The organism is Jiella sp. M17.18 (assembly GCF_041027365.1).
Classification (GTDB): domain Bacteria; phylum Pseudomonadota; class Alphaproteobacteria; order Rhizobiales; family Rhizobiaceae; genus VKMB-3413.
On sequence record NZ_JBFTEH010000008.1, the window covers coordinates 237,455 to 253,209 of the forward strand.

Below are 15,755 nucleotides of genomic sequence, written 5' to 3' on the forward strand. Positions count from 1 at the left end.
GCTCGGCGCCGAGCGCAAGGTCGGCACGATCGACGGGGACGACATGAAATGGGCGTTCAACCTGAACACCAAGGAGCACAAGGGCCGGGTCCGCTCAGCCTCGGACGTCCTGTCGCGCGGCGACGTCGTCTATGTCGAGCAGAAGGGCGACGGCGACCATTACATGCTGCGTCAGCCGCCCAAGGTGCAGGGCGCACTCGTCGCCATGGAGCCGTCCACCGGACGCGTGCGCGCCATGGTCGGCGGCTTCTCCTTCGACCAGTCGGAGTTCAACCGGGCGACGCAGGCCTATCGCCAGCCCGGCTCGTCCTTCAAGCCGTTCGTCTATTCGGCGGCGCTCGACACGGGCTATACGCCCGCCTCGGTGATTCTCGACGCCCCGATCTCCCTGCCGGACGGCAATGGCGGGACCTGGTCGCCGACGAATTACGGCAACGAGGGCAGCGCCGGCCCGTCGACGCTCCGGCGCGGCATCGAGCAGAGCCGCAACCAGATGACGGTCCGCCTCGCCCACGACATGGGCATGGACCTCGTCGTGCAGTACGCCGAGCGCTTCGGCATCTACGACCATCTGAAGCCCTATCTGCCGATGGCGCTGGGCGCCGGCGAAACGACTCCGCTGCGCCTCGTCTCGGCCTATGCGATCCTCGCCAATCACGGCCAGTCGCTGGAGCCGACGCTGATCGACCGCGTGCAGGACCGCTACGGCAAGACGATCTACAAGCACGACCAGCGCAAATGCGTCGGCTGCGATGCGCCGGAATATGACGGGCAGGCGGAGCCGAAGCTGATCGACGAGCGCGATCAGGTGCTCGATCCGATGACCGACTACCAGATCACCTCGATGATGGAGGGCGTCGTCCAGCGCGGCACGGCAACGGTCGTCAAGCAGCTCGGCGTGCCGATCGCCGGCAAGACCGGCACGACGAACGACGAGAAGGACGTCTGGTTCATCGGCTTCACGCCCAACCTCGTCTGCGGCGTCTACATCGGCTACGACAATCCTGCCCCGCTTGGTCGCGGCGTCGTCGGCGGCAACACCGCCGCGCCGGTCTTCGTCGACTTCATGAAGGAAGCGCTGAGGGGCAAGCCGGCGGTCGACTTCAAGGTGCCGGACGGCATGCAACTCATCGCCGTCAACCGCAAGACCGGCATGCGCGCCACCGGCTCCGGCCCCGACGTCATCGTCGAGGCGTTCAAGCCCGGAACCGGACCGGCCGACACCTATTCCGTGATCGGCGGCGACATTGCCAGCGCGCCGGGGACCGGCATCGTGTCGCAGCAGGCCGAGCAGGCGATCACCCAGGGCGGTGCCGGCGGCCTGTTCTGAGCCGGCTGGGCGACCGTGATGAGCGTCCGTCGTCCTTGACGGCATCGGCGGGGCGGGGCTAGACCCGCCCCTCGTTTTTGGCACGGCGGCCTTCATTCGAAGCGTCGGCCGACCAAGGGGCGGCAGATCCGCCGTCCGCGACATTTCAGACACCGGCTGCCTTGCGATTGCGCGCGGCCGACAACCCCAGGAGATTGGCGGCATGCGCGCCGAGATCGAGACGTTGGTCGACGAAAGCAAGCAGGCCATAAGCCTGCTGAGGAGGCATCTTTGACTGGGATCGGTCCCTCAAACGCCTCGACCAGCTGAACCAGAAGGCTGAAGACCCGTCGATCTGGAACGACCCGATGGAAGGCCAGAGCCTGATGCGCGAGCGTCAGGAGCTGGAGGAATCCATCACCGCGATCCGTGGGCTCGAACAGACGCTGGCCGATTCCATCGACCTCATCGCCATGGGCGAGGAGGAGGGCGATCAGGAGATCATCGCGGAGGCCGAAAAGGCGATCCGCGGGGTCAAGGCGGACGTCGACAAGCGGCAGATCGAGACGCTGCTCTCCGGCGAGGCCGATTCGAACGACACCTATCTGGAGGTCCATTCCGGCGCCGGCGGCACCGAGAGCCAGGACTGGGCGTCGATGCTGGAGCGCATGTACATGCGCTGGGCCGAGCGCGCGCGGTTCAAGGTGGAGGTGCTGGAGGAGCACGCCGGCGAAGAGGCGGGCATCAAGTCGGCGACGCTCTTGATCAAGGGCCACAACGCCTATGGCTGGGCGAAGACCGAGTCGGGCGTGCATCGCCTCGTGCGGATCTCGCCCTATGACAGCCAGGCGCGGCGCCACACCTCCTTCGCCTCGGTCTGGGTCTATCCGGTGGTGGACGACACGATCGACATCCAGGTGAACGAGTCGGACTGCCGGATCGACACCTATCGTGCCTCGGGCGCCGGCGGCCAGCACGTCAACACGACCGATTCGGCAGTGCGCATTACGCACATTCCGACCGGCATCGTCGTCGCCTGCCAGCAGGAGCGCTCGCAGCACAAGAACCGGGCGACCGCCTGGAACATGCTGAAGGCGCGGCTCTACGAGGCCGAGCTCGAGAAGCGCGAGGCCGCAGCCAGCGCCGAGGCGGCGTCGAAGAGCGACATCGGCTGGGGCCACCAGATCCGCTCCTATGTCCTGCAGCCCTATCAGCTGGTGAAGGACCTCAGGACGGGTGTCGAAAGCACCTCGCCGCAGGAGGTGCTCGACGGCGGGCTGGAGGAGTTCATGGAGGCGGCACTGGCGCACCGCGTCCATGGCGGCGACGCGGCGGTCGAAGACATCGACTGACGGACGCTAGAGCATTTCCAGTGAAAGCCGGATCGGCTTTCACGCCCGGACAATGCGAAAAGACAAGACGATAGAGCGTTTCCGGTGAACCCATGCTCGCCGGAAACGCTCTAGAGGGCGACGAGAAGACGAATTCGGCCGCGCGGGTCCATCGGCTCGCGCGGCCTTTTTCATGGCCGCGATAGGTCACCCGGCTTCCGAAATGCGGCGGGGAGGCCGACCGGCGGTGGAGGCGCCGGGCCTCCGGTCAGTCGAGCGAGGCGATGCGGCTGCCGATCCGGTAGAAGTCCTGCGGGTCGATCGGCGCGCCGTCGCGGCGCACCTCATAGTGCAGGTGCGGGCCGGTGCTGCGGCCGGTCGAGCCGACGGCGCCGATCCGCTCGCCCTTCGCGATCTTCTGCCCAGCGACGACGTCGATCCGGGAGAGATGGCCGTAGCGGGTCGAGATGCCGTCGCCATGGTCGATCTCGACGAGGTTGCCGTAGCCGCTGGCGGGGCCGGCGCGGGTGACGGTGCCGGGGGCCGTGGCGTGAACGACGGTTCCCTCCGGTTCGGCGTAGTCGATGCCGGTGTGCATGGCCGGACGTCCGAGGAACGGGTCCGGGCGCACGCCGAAGGGGCTGGACTCGGTGTTCGGCGGCATCGGTCGGTCGAGCGGCATCTCGTCGGCGACCGCGTTGACATGCTGCAGGTCGGTCAGGGCCTGGTCCAGTTCCGCGTAGGACCGGTCGAAGGGCGAAAGCGGCGGGACCGGCTCGAAGGGGCCGCCCCTCGCGGAATCGGTCTGCGCCGCCGGGATCGCGATGCCGCCTGAACGCAGGGCGCTGGCGATCTTCACCGCCCGCATCCGCGCGGCAGCCGCCAGATCCTGCAGCCGGTCGACCTGGGTGCGCTCGGCCGTCCTGTTCGCAGTCTCGATCCGGCGCAGCGTTTCGCCCGACGGCGTGAGCGGGTTGAGGCCTGAGAGACGCTGCGCCGCGGAAGACGCGGAGCCCTGGCGGGTGCGAAGACCGGACGGCTCCGCCCCGAGCCGCAGCGGCAACGAGGCTGCCGGCGTCTCCATATCATCGTCGCCGACCGAGTCCGCAGAAGGGATCGCGGCCGTTCCACCATCCGGGCCTGACGCCGATCGGTCGGCATCGGCTTCGGCGGGGTTCGGCGTCGGGATCGGCACGGGATCGCTCAGGAGGCCCGTCGCTTTGGCCCGTTCCAAGAGCGGCTGCAGCTTGTCGTAGCGGGCGCCGAGCTCCTCCTGCTGGTCGAGCAGGACGTCGACCTTGGTCTCCACCATTTTCTGCGCCAGGATCTGCCGGCTGGTGGCTATGTCGAGCTGGGCGCGGAGCGCGGCGATCCGCCGCTCGTAGTCCCGTTCGAGCCGCGACTGCGGCTGCGCGCCGGCCGTCACCCCCTGGTCCGCCAGGAGTGCCCAGGTCCCGCCTCCGACCGCCGCCGTCAGCAGCAGCGCCAGCGCTCCGCCGAGAGCCATGCGGCTGCCGCTGACGGTGAAATGGCGCACCCTCTCGCCGCGTGCGATGATCACCGTGTGGGGAGGGCGCTTGGCGCCGAAGGTGCGGGAGTGCTTGATCGCCGGCATGGTCCGAATCGCTGTGCGGACGGGCCCTTCGGCCCAGGATCGAGGCCGGATTAGAGATCGTTAGGGTTAACGTTTCCTTTGCAACCGCCCGGCGCCCGCGGATCCGGCGCGGCGGTCAACTGGATCGCGGGGAGAGCGCCCGGTAGAAGGTCGGCGTGAGGCCGGCTTCGGCGCGGGCGCGGTCGTTGAACGGCGCCTTCACCTCGCCGCGAAAGCTCATCCGGACGAGTTCGCGGAATCGCTCGGCGGGATTGCGACCCTCGCGCGCGCACAGAAACCGGAACCATTTCGCCCCGACCGCGACATGCTTCTTCTCGTCGCGATAGATGATCCTCAGGATGTCCGCGGTCTCGGGGTCGCCGACCGATTCCAGCTTTTCCACCAGCGGCGGCGTGACGTCGAGACCGCGCGCCTCGAGGATCAGCGGCACCACGGCGAGGCGCGCGCCGAGATCGTGCGCGGTTTCCTCCACAGCCTGCCAGAGCCCGTCATGGGCGGGCAGGGCGCCGTAACGGGAGCCGAGCGCGTCCAGCCGCCGCGACAGGAGGCGGAAGTGCTTGGCCTCTTCCAGCGCGACGGTCATCCAGCCGTCGAAGAAGGATCGCGGCACGCGCTCCGGCGCAAAGCGCGCCACGATGTCGAGCGCGAGGTCGATGGCGTTGAGTTCGATGTGGGCGAGCGAGTGGATCAGCGCGATCCGCCCCTCGGCCGTGTGGACCGAGCGCCGCTTGACGAGGCGCGGCGAGACCAGGAGGGGCTCCGCCGGCCGGCCGGGACGGCCGGGATGGGGCGGGTCGCCTGCGGCATATAGCCCGAGCTTGCGGGCGAACCACAGCCGGCAGGCGAGGTTGGTGAGATCCACCTTCGCGTCGAGATCGCTCGCCGCAAGGGCCGAAAGCGCCGCCTCGCGCAGCGTCGACGGCCGGTGCGCCTCCGAAAGACCGGTCATGCGGCTCCGGCGACTTCTCGCGCGGCCTTCAACACCTCTTCGGCGTGGCCGGGCACCTTCACCTTCTCCCAGACCCGGGCGACGGTCCCATCGGCCGCGACCAAGGCGGTCGTGCGGTCGACGCCCATGTACTTCCTGCCGTACATCGACTTCTCGACCCACACGCCGAAGGCACCGATCAGCGTCTTCTCCTCGTCCGCGAGCAGTCGCACGGTCAGGTCGTGCTTGTCGCAGAACTTGCGGTGCTTGGCGACGGAATCGGGCGAGACGCCGAGCACCGGGACGCCGATCGCGTCGAATTCGCTCCGCAAGCCGGAGAAATCGACAGCTTCGCGCGTGCATCCCGACGTATCGTCCTTCGGATAGAAGTAGAGGACGAAAGGCTTGCCGTTGAAGTCTGCCAGCGTCGCCGTCTTGCCGCTCTCGTCCGGCAGGCTGAAGTCTGGGCAGGGGGTTCCGGGGGAAATCGTCATCGTGTCATCCTTTCGGCATAAACAAACGGAAGGAAGAAGCTTCTCGGGAGCCGTCGCTCGCAGGCTCGCCAGTCGCGCGCTCCGGCGCCAGCCCGCCATCTTCGGCCCGATCTGACCGGAGCAGAACCCGATCGCATGCCTGCTTCGATCAAACGTCCGCCTCCTCTTAGCCGACGCCTCGGCGCCGCGATAGCGTCGAAGCGGATCGCGAGCGGTTCCCGGCAAACGGGCCCGATCCGGTGCCGCGCTTCGCTGGCATCGTCATGAGGCGCTTGCTTCGGATCGTCGCGGGCCTCGCGGGGATTGCCTGCGGTGGCCTGATCCTGCTCTTCGTCATCGCCGCCGCCTTCCTGTCCACCCAGACCGGCCGCGACATGGCGGGCGACCAGACCGAATCGCTGGTCGAAGCGGCCCTCGGTCCCGGCTATGTCGTCGAACTCGGATCGCAGCGCTTCGGGATCGACGCGCGCGGTTATCCCGGCATCGACTTTTCCGACCTGACGGTCTCCGATCCGGTAACGCACCGCAGGCTGGTGAAGGTGGACAGGGTCGAGACCGGCGTCAGCCTCGTCGATCTCGTCCTCGGGCGCCTGTCCTTGCGGAGCCTGTCGGTCCGGGGCGTCCACGTCGACGAGGCTCTCCTCGCCCATTGGCAGAGCGGGGCGGCGCTGGACCCTGCCGAGATCTTCGCGGCGCTGGATCAGACCGCGGCGCAGCTGGCGCGCCTGCCGCTCAAGGACATCTCCATCGCCGACATTCGCCTCGGCGGCGACGCGCGGCCGATCGCGGTGCGCGACGTTCGCCTCTCCCACGGCAAGGACGCGGGCCTGACGTTTGCGATCGAGGCAGCGGCGTTCGGCCACGAGATCGACGCCGCCGGAACGGCCGCCCTCGGCCCCGGCGGCGCGAAGCTTGCGCGGCTGCGGGCCGATGCGGAGGTCGCGCCGTCCGGCAGCATCGATGCCCCCGACGACGGCTTCGACGTGCCGTTGCGGCTCGCCTTAGAGCTTCAGGGCGGCACCAGCGGACGCGAGCTGGTGGCTCGCGCCGAGGCGGGCGCGGGGACGATCGGAACGCTCGACAGGACGGTGCTCCGGGCGGCGTCGCTCCGCGCAAGCCTTCGCGAATCGGGGAACGCCATCGCCATCGACGCGGCGGAGGCGGATTTCGGTCCGGTACAGGCCGAGATGGCGGGGAGCGTAGCGCTCGTCCCCGACGCCGACGGCCGTTATCCGTTCTCGCTCCACAGCCGGTCCATGCGTTCGCGGGTCGGCGTCGCCGCCGGCGCCCCGGCTCGTGCCGGATCCTTCAGCCTGTCGGGTGCCGCGTCGTCCCTCAGCGGCCCCTTCGCGATCGATGCGCTGTCCATTGCCGCGGCAGGCGGCCATATCACCGGGTCGGCGACCGCCGCCGGTCTTGATCCCGGCAGCCGGATCCGCCTGCATCTTCAGGCCAGCAACGTCGCTACGCCGGACGTCAAGGCGTTCTGGCCGTTCTTCATCAGCGACGACGCGCGCGACTGGATGCTGGAGCACGCCGGCGACAGTGGCGCGATAGATGCCGCCAGCATCGACATGGACATCACCAAAGCCCGGCTGGAAGCGATCTGCGTGCCGGACGTGCAGCCGACGGCGAGCGAAGTCCAGGTGTCGGCGACGATGAGCGGCGTCGGCTTTGCGACCGAAGGGGAGATGCCGCGGATCGAAGACGTGTCCGGCCGGATCGCGACTCGCGGCGGCGACACGTCGGTCTCGATCGACAAGGGCTCACCCGGCGGCGTTGCGGGCGTCGTCGTTCTGCCGTCGACGATCGACTTCACGCACGGCGACACGCCTGGCACCGAGGTCGCGCTCGGCCTCAACCTGTCCGGCGACGCTTCGGCGATCGTCGGCCTCGCGGCTCGCAAGCCGGTCGAGGCGCTGAAGGACATCGGCTGGACGGCGGACGACATCAGCGGTCAGGCGAGGGTGGGCGTCGGCGCTTCCTTTCATCTCGCCGCTCCGTCTCAAGCCGGTGCGGATTCGCAGCCGCGGCTGAAGAACTGGTCGGTCGTCGCCGACCTCAAGGATGTCGACCTGAAGAAGCCGGTCTCCGGCCGGCGGCTTCGCGACCTGACCGGCATGGTCATGGCCGCCCCTGGCCATGCGATGGGCGATCTGCACGGGACGGTCGACGGCATCGCGGCGGAGATGTCCTTCTCGCAGCCGCTGGCGCCCGAAGGCAAAGGCGGCCCGTCGCTGACGCTGACCGCCACCCTGCACGACTCCGACCTCAAGGCGCTGTCGTCCGGCCTTGCCGACGTCGTCGTCGGGCCGGTCACGGTGAAGGCGACGAAGACTGCCACCGGCCTGCATGTCGCGGCGGATCTGACGCCCTCCGAGCTGAAACTGCCGGCGATCGGCTGGAAGAAGGGGCCGGGCGTGCCCGCCAGCCTGAATTTCGACCTCTCCGGCGGCGGCATCAAAGCGATCCGCAACGCCAAGCTGGTCGGCGAGGGCTTTGCGGCCGAAGGGAGCGGCGAGATCGACGCGGCCGGTCTGAAGCGCCTCAGCCTCGACAAGCTCGCCTTCAATCGCGGTGATTCGCTCTCGGCCCGCATCGACCGCGTCGCCGGTGGGGGCATGGCGATCACGGTGTCCGGCCAGAACGTCGACGCCCGACCGCTGCTCGCGCGCCTGCGGACCGGGCTCGGTAGTCTCGGCGGCGACAACGCGGCCGCGGGGAGCGGCAAGTCGTCCGACGCGCTCAGCGTCACGGTCGAGGCGGACCGGATGCTCGGTTTCGGCAACGAGGCGCTGAACGACGCTTCCATCCGCTATAGCGGCGGAAAGGGCGCCTCGCCCGAAGCCTTCGTCGAGGCGAAGACGCCCGAGGGCAAGGCGGTGAGGTTCTCGATGGTGCCGCAGGCGGGCCGGCGCTCGATCGCGTTGTCTGCCGACGACGCCGGATTGCTCCTGCGCTTCGCCGGCCTGTACCCCCGCATGTCGGGCGGCCACCTGCAAGTCCGCCTGCAGGGCAGTGCGGCGGGTGATCTCGCCGGGCCCGTGGTGCTGAACCATTTCAGCCTCGTCGACGAGCCCCGGCTGAAGAGCCTTGTGGGCACCACCCGCCCCAACGGCAATAGTCTCGCCTCGGCGGTCGGCGAGAAGATCAAGGTCCAGAACGCCTATTTCGACACGGCCAAGGGAATGCTCGCCTGGAGAGACGGCCGGCTGACCGTCGATGCCGGCATCCTGCGCGGCCCGGTCTTCGGGTCGAGCTTCGAGGGCCTGCTCTACGACGCGGCGGGCCGGATCGACATGTCCGGCTCCTTCATGCCGGCCTATCGCTACAACCGGCTCTTCGGCGCGCTGCCCTTCGTCGGCGGCATCCTCGGCAATGGCGGCGAGGGCGGCCTGATCGGCATCACCTATCGCCTCAGCGGCGCCATCGTCGACCCGACGCTCACGGTCAATCCGGTGTCGCTGATCGCGCCCGGCATCTTCCGCCGCATCTTCGAATATTGACGCGCCCGCTGCCGCGCCGAGACGGCCCGCGGCAGCGCTGCAGCCAATTCGCCGCGGCCAGAGGGAGCCGTCAGCCGGCCGGCCGGATCAACACGTGCTTCTTGCGGCCGAGCGACAGCTTCACGACCCCGTCCTTCAGATCGGCACGGCCGACCGCAAGGCGCTCGTCGGCGACCGGCTCGTCGTTGATGCGCACCGCGCCACCCTTCACGTGCCGCCGCGCCTCGCCGTTCGAGGCGGCGAGATCGGCCGCGACGATCAGCGACAACAGGCCGATCCCGGCGTCGAACTCGGCGGCCGGAACGTCGACCGTCGGCAGCGTCTCGGCGAGCGCGCCTTCCTCGAAGGTCTTGCGGGCCGTCTCGGCGGCTTCCTCGGCCGCCGCGCGCCCGTGCAGGAGCGCCGTCGCCTCGGTCGCCAGCACCTTCTTCGCCTCGTTGATTTCGGCGCCGCCGAGCGCCGCGAGCTTGGCGATCTCGTCCATCGGCAGCGTCGTGAACAGCTTCAGGAACCGCCCGACGTCGGCGTCTTCGGTGTTGCGCCAGTATTGCCAGAAGTCCCAGGGGCTGAACTGCTCGGCGTTGAGCCAGACGGCGCCCTGCGCCGTCTTGCCCATCTTGGCGCCCGACGCGGTGGTCAGAAGCGGCGTCGTCAGCGCGTAGAGCTGGTGCGTGCCCATGCGCCGGCCGAGGTCGATGCCGTTGACGATGTTGCCCCACTGATCCGAGCCGCCCATCTGCAGATTGCAGCCGGTGCGACGGGCGAGTTCGACATAGTCGTAGGACTGGCAGACCATGTAGTTGAACTCGATGAAGCTCATCTCCTGCTCGCGCTCGAGCCGCAGGCGCACCGAGTCCATCGTCAGCATGCGGTTGACCGAGAAGTGCCGGCCGACCTCGCGCAGCATCTCGATGTAGCCGAGCTTCAGGAGCCATTCGGCATTGTCGGTCATCATCGCGTCGGTGCGGCCCTCGCCGAACCGGAGCACCTTGGCGAAGACCGACTTGATCGACGCCTTGTTCGCCTCGATCTCGGCGAGCGTGCGCATCGGCCGCGTCTCGTCCTTGCCGGAGGGATCGCCCACCATGGTCGTGCCGCCGCCCATCAGCGTGATCGGCTTGTTGCCGGTCTGCTGCAGCCAGTAGAGCATCATCATCGTCAGGAAGTTGCCGATGTGAAGCGAGGGGGCGGTGCAGTCGTATCCGACATAGGCGACGACCTCGCCCTTCGCCGCCAGCTGGTCGAGGCCTTCGGCGTCGGAGCACTGATGGATGAAGCCGCGTTCGGAGAGAACGTTGAGGAAATCGGACTTGAAGCCGCTCATGGTCGATGGTCCTGTGGTCCTGCCGGATCGCGAGCGCTCCGGCCGTAGAGGCCTCGCGGTTTAACAGCCCTGCGGGCGATTTCCAGATGCGGAGCCGAATTTGAGCCTTTCACAGCAGAATGGAGCCGTTCGGCGCGCGATCGGGCTGATGAGCGGAACCTCGCTCGACGGCATCGACGTGGCGCTGGTCGAGACGGATGGGGCAGCCTTCGTTCGCCGCGGCCCCGCACGCGTCTATGCCTACGAATCCGGGTTCCGGCAGCGCCTCGGCGAGGGGCTGCAGACGGCGAAGCGGATCGCCCGGCGCGAGGAGCGCCCGGGCGACCTCGCCGCGCTGGAGCGCGAGCTGACGCTCCGCCATGCCGAGGCCGTGCGCCAATTCTCCGAGGATTGCGGCATCGACCTTTCGTCGGTCGACGTCGTCGGCTTCCACGGGCAGACGGTGCTGCACCGGCCGGAGCAGGCGCTGACGGTGCAGATCGGCGACGGGCAGCTCCTGGCGGAGGAGATCGGCGTCCCCGTCGTCTTCGACATGCGGGCTCGCGACATGGAACTCGGCGGGCAAGGGGCGCCGCTGGTGCCGGCCTACCATCAGGCGCTCGCCGCCAACGTTTCCGGAGACATCGCGGCCCTGCCGATCGTCTTCGTCAACATCGGCGGGATCTCCAATGTCACTTACCTCGACGGGACGAACGACCCGATCGCCTTCGATTCCGGCCCGGGCAACGCGCTGCTCGACCAGTGGCTGGAGCGAGAGGCCGGCATCCCCTTCGACCAGAACGGTGCGATCGCCAGCGAGGGCGGCGTCCTGCCGAGCCTTGCCGAGCGCTACCTGTCGGTGCCGTTCTTCGACCGGCCGGTTCCGAAATCGCTCGACCGCTTCGACTTCCCCGTCCCGGACAGCGCCGCGGGGAGCCTCGAAGACGTCGCGCGAACGCTGTGCCTCGTGACCGCGCGGTCGATCCTGATGGCGGCGAAGCATTTTCCTGAGCCGCCGAAGCTGTGGATCGTCTGCGGCGGTGGGCGCAGGCATCCGGCGATCATGGCGGACCTTCGTGCGGAAGCCGGCGAAGGCGTCGCAGTCGTCTCGGCCGAGACAGCCGGGTTCGACGGCGACGCGATGGAGGCCGAAGCCTGGGCCTATCTTGCGGTGCGCTCGCTCGCCGGCCGGCCGCTGACCTGGCCGACCACCACCGGCTGCCGCGAGCCCGCGCCCGGAGGCGTCCTGGCATCGCCGAAGACCCGCCACGGGGGTGCGCCGACGGCCGGTCTTCTGTAGAAGCCGCGCCATCGTCCGGCGCCATCACGTGCCGATTCGGCCGCAGGACGCGGCGTCTTCATCGCGCCAGTGTGGATCAGGGCAGATGGTCGGTCAGATCGTATCAACCGGACGGCGCCAGCTGGCGGATCGCCTTTTCCGGCGCAGAAGCGTCCATCTCGTCGTCCTCGCCCTCGTCGTGCTGATGGCGACCCTGCCGGGCCTCGCCAGCCTGCCGCCGCTCGACCGCGACGAGCCGCGCTATCTCCAGGCGACCAAGCAGATGGTCGAGAGCGGCGACTATGTCGACATCCGCTTTCAGGACGAGCACCGATACAAGAAGCCTGCTGGCATCTACTGGCTGCAGTCGCTCGCCGTCGCCGCGACGGGTGAGGGCGCCCGCGCGCCGATCTGGGCCTATCGACTGGTCTCCGTCGCCGCGCTGCTGATCGCGGTCTTCGGCCTTTACTGGACCGGCACGGCCCTCTTCGGCGCGGAGGCCGGCTTCGCCGCGGCGCTGGTGCTCGCGACGATCTTCGGCGCCGCCTTCGAGGGCCGCGTCGGCAAGACCGACGCCATGCTCCTGGCGATGACGGTCCTTGCGCAAGGCGCGCTGGCGCGGATCCACGCCGGCGCACGGACCGGCGCTCCGGCGCGGTTGAGCCATGCGGTCGTCTTCTGGCTGGCGCAGGGCGTCGGCGCGATGATCAAGGGGCCGATCCCGCTGATGGCGAGCGCCCTGACGGTCGTCGCCTTGTCGGTGATGGAGCGCGACTGGCGCTGGACGAAGCGGCTCCGTCCGCTGATCGGGATCGCAATCCTCGTCGCGGTCGTCCTGCCCTGGCTGGTCCTGATCGTGCACCGGACCGGCTTCGCCTTCTTCCACGAGGCGGTCGGCAAGGACCTGATGGGCAAGGTCGCGAGCGGGCAGGAATCGCACGGGGCCCCGCCGGGATACTACGTCCTGACCTTCAGCCTGTTCTTCTGGCCGTTCGGCGCGATGGCGGTTGGCGCGGGCCTCGCCGCGATCTCGCAGTGGCGGGAATCGCCGGCGCTGCGCTTCTGCCTCGCCTGGTACATCCCGCTCTGGCTCGCCTTCGAGCTGATCGCGACCAAGCTGCCGCACTACGTGCTGCCCGCCTATCCGGCGCTGGCGCTGCTTCTCGGATGGGGCGCGACATCGGATCGGCTGAACTTTTCGGCGCTGCGGAATTGGCAGCGCTGGGTCTGGCGGCTCGCCGCATTCGGCTTCGGTCTCGTCACCCTCGGCCTCGTCGTCGTGGCGCTCGCCGCTTCCCCCTATCTGACCGGCGGGTTCGACCTGGTCGCGCTGCCGCTCGCGGCGGCGGTCCTCGTCGCGGGGTCCCTCGGGTTGTCGAGCGGTCTCGTTGCCGGGACCGGGCGTCTGGCCGGCGCGGCCATTGCCGCCGCCGCGACCTATGGCCTGTTCTTCGGCGGCCTCGCCCCGTCGCTCGGCCCGCTTTGGCCGAGCCGGACGATCGCGGAGATCGTCGCGCGCGACAAGCCCTGCGCGACGACCCGCCTTGCCGCGGCCTCCTATCACGAGCCGAGCCTGGTCTTCCTGGTGGGGACCGACACGATCCTGACCGATGTCGCGGGCGTCGCTTCACATCTCGAAGGCGACCCCGCCTGCGCGCTGGGCGTGGTGCCGACCGGCGACCTCGATCGGCTCGATGCGGCATTGAAGCCGTCAGGCCTTGCCGCCGACCGTCTCGCCACGGTCGACGGATGGAACCTCGCGGACGGCAAGCATGTGCATCTCGCCGTCCTCAAGGCCCGGCGCTGAGGAGCGTCAGCGCAGCCGCTTCGGACGCGGGTCCGACAGTTCGCCGGCGAGGCGCCGGTCGAGATAGTCGGCGCATTCGCCGATCAGCTCGTCGACCCGGTCGGTGAAGAAGTGATTGGCGTCCTCCATCGTCTTCTGCGTGATGACGATGCCCTTCTGGGTCTTCAGCTTGTCGACCAGCGTCTGGACGTCCTTCGGCGGCGCCACACGGTCCTTCGAGCCGTGGATGATCAGGCCGGAGGAGGGGCAGGGCGCCAGGAACGAGAAGTCGTAGGAGTTCGGCTGAGGAGCGATCGAGAAGAAGCCCTCGATCTCCGGCCGGCGCATCAACAGCTGCATGCCGATCCAGGCGCCGAAGGAATAGCCGGCGACCCAGCACTGCTTGGAGTCGGGATGCAGGCTCTGCACCCAGTCGAGCGCGGAGGCCGCATCGGACAGTTCACCAGCGCCGTGGTCGAACTCGCCCTGGCTGCGGCCGATGCCGCGGAAGTTGAAGCGCAGCGTGGTGAAGCCGCGTTCGACGAACATGTAGAAGAGCTGGTAGACGATCTGGTTGTTCATCGTGCCGCCGAACCGCGGATGCGGGTGGAGGACGATCGCGATCGGGGCGTTCTTCTCCTTGGCGGCCTGATACCGGCCTTCCAGCCGGCCCGCCGGCCCATTGAAGATCACTTCGGGCATTATAGTGTATCCTGTGAAGCTGTGGCGTCGCGCATCCCGGCGCCGCTTGACGAGGCGAAACTTGCCTCGTAAGTTCCAGTTTAGAATGATTCAAAACTAAGGACGCCATCCGAGCGCGTCTTTTAGTCCGTCGATCGGCAAAAATTCAAGGAATTTGCGTCGGTTCGGCGGAAGCCACGCTGCGAGACCATGCGAGACGACGCCGTGCGCCTGTATCTGGACTACAACGCGACCGCGCCGATCCTGCCGGAGGCGCGGGAGGCGCTGGCTGCCGCGCTCGACGCGGCGAACCCGTCGTCGGTGCACGGGGAAGGCCGCGCCGCCCGGGCTTTGGTCGAGCGGGCGCGGGTTTCGGTGGCGCGCCTTCTGGGCGCCGAGAGCGAAAACGTCGTCTTCACCAGCGGTGCCACCGAAGCGGCGGCGAACAGCCTGACGCCGCGGTGGCTGGTCGCCGGCGTGGAGCGGCGGGTGTCGCGCCTCGCCGTCCTGGACACCGACCACCCCTGCCTGCGCGAGGCCGGCGGGTTCCCGGCGGAGGATGTCACGCGCCTTCCGGTCGACGGGAGCGGGGCGTTCCTGCCGGGCGCCCTCGCCGAATGGGTCGACGGGCTCGGGCCCGGCGAAACCGGCCTCCTGGCGCTGACGCTCGCGAATTCCGAGACGGGGGTCGTGCAGCCGTTGGACCGCATCCGGGCGGTGGTCGCCGACAAGCCGGTGCTCCTGGTGCTCGACGTCGTCCAGGCGGTCGGACGTATGCCGGTCTCCCTGGCCGAGACGGGAGCGGACGCGCTGATCCTCTCCGGCCACAAGCTCGGCGCGGCGAAGGGCGTCGGCGCGCTGGTGCTGGCGGAGGCCGCGACGCGGCCCTTCGCACTGATCCGCGGAGGCGGGCAGGAGGGCGGCCGCCGCTCCGGCACCGAACCTGTCCCGGCGATCGCGAGCTTTGGCGCCGCGGCCGAGGTCGCCTTCGCGCGGGGCAAAGACCCGGCGCGGGAGATGGCCGCCCGGCGCGAGACGCTGGAGCGGATGCTTCTGACGCGGGTTCCGGGCGCGGTGATTCTCGGGGAGGCCGCGCAGAGGATTCCCAACACCGTTGCCGTCGCGGTGCCGGGGTTGCGCGCCGAAACGGCGCAGATCGCGCTCGATCTCGCCGGCTTCGCCGTGTCCGCGGGCTCCGCCTGCTCGTCCGGCAAGGTCGGCCGCAGCCATGTGGTGGAGGCGATGGCAAAGGGCGGGCTCGCCCTGTCGCCGCAGGATGGGGCGATCCGTGTCAGCTTCGGCCCGGACACCGCTCTGGACGACCTCCTGCGCTTTGCCGACGCTTTTGCGAGCCTTGCGGCCCGCACGATCCGGGCGCCGGGGCGGGGGCGGGCGGCATGAGCGCTTGCGTATCCGGGGAACGGCTCTAAAAAGCCGGTCACCTCGACACTATGTCTGGGGCACGAAGCGCGCTGTTTCCGTGCCAGTCTGATCCCGTCCACCGGACCTTGAATCCGGCGAGT

General features: G+C 69.0%; 11 protein-coding genes. 6 read left to right on the top strand and 5 right to left on the bottom strand.

What is annotated here, in order from left to right; all coding sequences use genetic code 11:
• Both AB5S17_RS16365 and prfB read left to right on the top strand, forming a co-directional pair.
• A partial coding sequence (locus tag AB5S17_RS16365) for a penicillin-binding protein 1A (protein WP_369241260.1) occupies positions 1-1,330 on the top strand: 1,330 nt, incomplete at its 5' end.
• A gap of 202 nt (positions 1,331-1,532) precedes the next feature.
• Positions 1,533-2,661, top strand: a protein-coding gene (gene prfB / locus AB5S17_RS16370; RefSeq protein WP_369241262.1) for a peptide chain release factor 2 whose coding sequence is annotated in 2 segments (ribosomal slippage) — positions 1,533-1,601 and positions 1,603-2,661 — 1,128 coding nt in all. Because the reading frame shifts where the segments join, the coding sequence is not laid out codon by codon here.
• Between the two features lie 247 nt (positions 2,662-2,908).
• Here prfB and AB5S17_RS16375 read toward each other — a convergent pair.
• The 3 genes from AB5S17_RS16375 to AB5S17_RS16385 all read right to left on the bottom strand — a co-directional run bounded on the left by AB5S17_RS16375 (position 2,909) and on the right by AB5S17_RS16385 (position 5,677).
• Complete coding sequence (locus AB5S17_RS16375; RefSeq protein ID WP_369241264.1) at positions 2,909-4,255, bottom strand: M23 family metallopeptidase; 1,347 nt, start codon at positions 4,253-4,255, stop codon at positions 2,909-2,911.
• A 115-nt stretch (positions 4,256-4,370) separates the two neighbouring features.
• Positions 4,371-5,204 carry a ferritin-like domain-containing protein gene (locus AB5S17_RS16380; protein WP_369241266.1) on the bottom strand — a complete coding sequence of 278 codons (834 nt, stop codon included), beginning with the start codon at positions 5,202-5,204 and terminating at the stop codon, positions 4,371-4,373.
• Positions 5,201-5,677 (bottom strand): peroxiredoxin, encoded by a 477-nt coding sequence (locus AB5S17_RS16385; protein ID WP_369241268.1) that lies wholly within the window; start codon positions 5,675-5,677, stop codon positions 5,201-5,203. Before AB5S17_RS16385 ends, AB5S17_RS16380 begins: the two co-directional genes overlap by 4 nt.
• Before the next feature lie 263 nt (positions 5,678-5,940).
• Between AB5S17_RS16385 and AB5S17_RS16390 the strand changes: the two genes are divergently transcribed.
• Entirely contained in the window at positions 5,941-9,183 is a 3,243-nt protein-coding gene (locus AB5S17_RS16390; RefSeq protein WP_369241270.1) for a hypothetical protein, read from the top strand.
• Positions 9,184-9,253: 70 nt separating this feature from the next.
• Here the strand turns inward: AB5S17_RS16390 and tyrS are convergent, their stop codons facing one another.
• A complete protein-coding gene (gene tyrS / locus AB5S17_RS16395; protein ID WP_369241272.1) occupies positions 9,254-10,507 on the bottom strand; it encodes a tyrosine--tRNA ligase in 1,254 nt (417 codons plus the stop codon).
• A gap of 100 nt (positions 10,508-10,607) precedes the next feature.
• Here tyrS and AB5S17_RS16400 point away from each other — a divergent pair, with 100 nt between their 5' ends.
• On the top strand, positions 10,608-11,786 hold the full coding sequence (locus AB5S17_RS16400) for an anhydro-N-acetylmuramic acid kinase (protein WP_369241273.1): 1,179 nt from the start codon (positions 10,608-10,610) through the stop codon (positions 11,784-11,786).
• Positions 11,787-11,871: 85 nt separating this feature from the next.
• Positions 11,872-13,572: an ArnT family glycosyltransferase gene (locus AB5S17_RS16405; protein WP_369241274.1), complete on the top strand. Its 1,701-nt coding sequence runs from the start codon at positions 11,872-11,874 to the stop codon at positions 13,570-13,572.
• 6 nt (positions 13,573-13,578) lie between these two features.
• On the opposite strand, the gene AB5S17_RS16410 is transcribed toward AB5S17_RS16405, so the two are convergent.
• A complete protein-coding gene (locus AB5S17_RS16410) occupies positions 13,579-14,253 on the bottom strand; it encodes an alpha/beta hydrolase (RefSeq protein WP_369241276.1) in 675 nt (224 codons plus the stop codon).
• Positions 14,254-14,457: 204 nt separating this feature from the next.
• Here AB5S17_RS16410 and AB5S17_RS16415 point away from each other — a divergent pair, with 204 nt between their 5' ends.
• A complete protein-coding gene (locus tag AB5S17_RS16415; RefSeq protein WP_369241278.1) occupies positions 14,458-15,633 on the top strand; it encodes a cysteine desulfurase family protein in 1,176 nt (391 codons plus the stop codon).
• Positions 15,634-15,755 lie beyond the last annotated feature (122 nt).